The following is a 1,978-nucleotide window of genomic DNA, read 5'->3' on the forward strand; positions in this document are numbered from 1 at the left end:
TGACCTGGTTGCCGACGAGCTCCGGCATACCATATTGCTTCCACTCTTCCGCCATGTCCGATTGCATGCTCCAGTGGCCATCGTACATCAGGTTGATGTCGGTGACGCCGGCCCAGCTGACGCCGCACTTGTACAGGTCTGGGTCGTTCACAAGGCCCATCAGGGTGGCATAGCCGCCATAGCTGGCGCCTGCGATGCAGATGCGGCTCGGATCGGCAATGCCTTCTGCGACGGCCCAACGTGCACCGTCGGCGATGTCGTTCTGCATTGCCAGGCCCCACTGCTTTAAACCCGCCCGGAAGTGGGCCGCGCCGTAGCCAGTGCTTCCCCGAAATTCCGGCTCGAGCACGGCATAGCCGCGCGAGGCCAGGAATTGGGTTTCCGGATCCCAGCCCCATTGCGTTCCACGTATGTTCGGTCCGCCATGCACCAGCATCACGAGAGGCGCATTCTTTGCGCCGTTGACGGGAGAAGTCAGCAGTGCGGGTATTTCACGGCCATCGCGAGCCTTGTAGCGCACCAGGTCCTGCCGGCCCATGCGCGCTTGATCAATGTTTGGATAAGCTTCGCCCACCATGTCGATCAGACCTGTTTTCAGGTTAAACAGGCGATAGACGGGCGGCTTGATGTCGGAGTAGGACTGCACGAGAGACCAGTCTGACATCCTCTGCGAAGGAAAGGACATAAGGTTGATCGTGCCCGGCAGCGCTGCGTCGAGCCGTTTCTGGGCGGCCTGCATCACTGGGTCGAACCATATGGTCGCCTCACCATCGGTACGCAATTGCACACCAAGGATCTTTCCGCCACCACGCACCAGGTGGCCACTAAAGTCATATCCAGGTGTGGCGATGACCGGTTCGGGACGCAGGGCGCCGCTGACAAGGTCGATGATATGCACAGAGCTGGTGTCCTTACCGGCGTGTGCCGCCGCGTACAAGACGCCATCGTTGCCAAAGCCAAGCGGCGAATATGCATTGCCGTTGTCCGTGTAGGTTCGGAAAGTGCTTAATACGCGCCAAGCTGATGTCGCCGGGTCGCGATAATGCAGGGTAGTCACACCTTCGCCTGTGGACCTGGCAAGCCGTGGTTCGCCCTTGTGGTCTAGCCACCATTCGTTCATCAGGCCAGGCCGCGGTATTGCCCCAAGTGACGCTCCTGTCAGCGTGTCGAGTTTGAGGAGGCCTACAGCCGTGCGGCCGGTTGCCTTGTCATTCCATTCACGCCGGACGTATACGGCATTTGTATCTTGTGTACCAGGCTGGCCCAGCATATAAGTGCGCCAATCCAACATATTCTGGTTATATTGACCGTTGTCACGTGTGAAGTCACCACTTCGATCTGCAAGCTGGAGCATGTTGCCACCGTCACGGTCTATCGCGTACAAGCCTGTTCCTCGGTAGCGCTCGTCCAGTGCCTGTCTGTCATCTACGTTAAAGAGTAGACGCTTGTCGTTTACCCATTCGAAGGCGATTACATCGACGTCCGTGTAGCCCGCGACTAGTTTGGCCGACTTGTCATCCAAGTCGATAACAGCCAGAAAAGAACGTCGCCCAGGTGCGCCGGAAATAGCGGCTAAGTGGCGCCCGTTGGGAGAGAGCTTGGCATCGGAGAGGACGGGATTGCTGAAGAAACGTTCGATAGGCGGCGCAACTGCGTCGGTAGCGGCGTGCAGCGCAGGTGCAGCACACATAAACAGCGTTAGCAGTACGCCGCACTGGCCAAAAATATGTCTGATCATTAGCGTCTCACAAATTTAACGAGGGGCACAGCTCCATGTCCCCATTGGTTTAGTGCAATCGACCCTTCTTTACCTTTACCCTCGACGAAAAGTCCGAGGGGCACACTAGGGGTGGTTCATCCCCCCAACAAAACGGCGACAAATCGACGGTGCTCCGCTTTATAATGCCCCATTATAAAAGTTCGCCGAGGTCCGCTTTTGTCCGGGAGCAGTCTACCAGCGAAGGACCGCAACCGACCC

At 57.8% G+C, this 1,978-nt stretch carries 1 protein-coding gene; it reads right to left on the minus strand.

Annotated features, from left to right (window positions below):
• The coding region (locus tag ACHAC9_RS24325) for an alpha/beta hydrolase family protein (protein WP_435764368.1) at window positions 1–1,738 on the minus strand (1,738 nt) is incomplete at its 3' end.
• Between the last annotated feature and the right edge of the window lie 240 nt (window positions 1,739–1,978).

It is taken from the genome of Massilia sp. CMS3.1, from assembly GCF_051262535.1.
GTDB lineage: Bacteria > Pseudomonadota > Gammaproteobacteria > Burkholderiales > Burkholderiaceae_D > Telluria.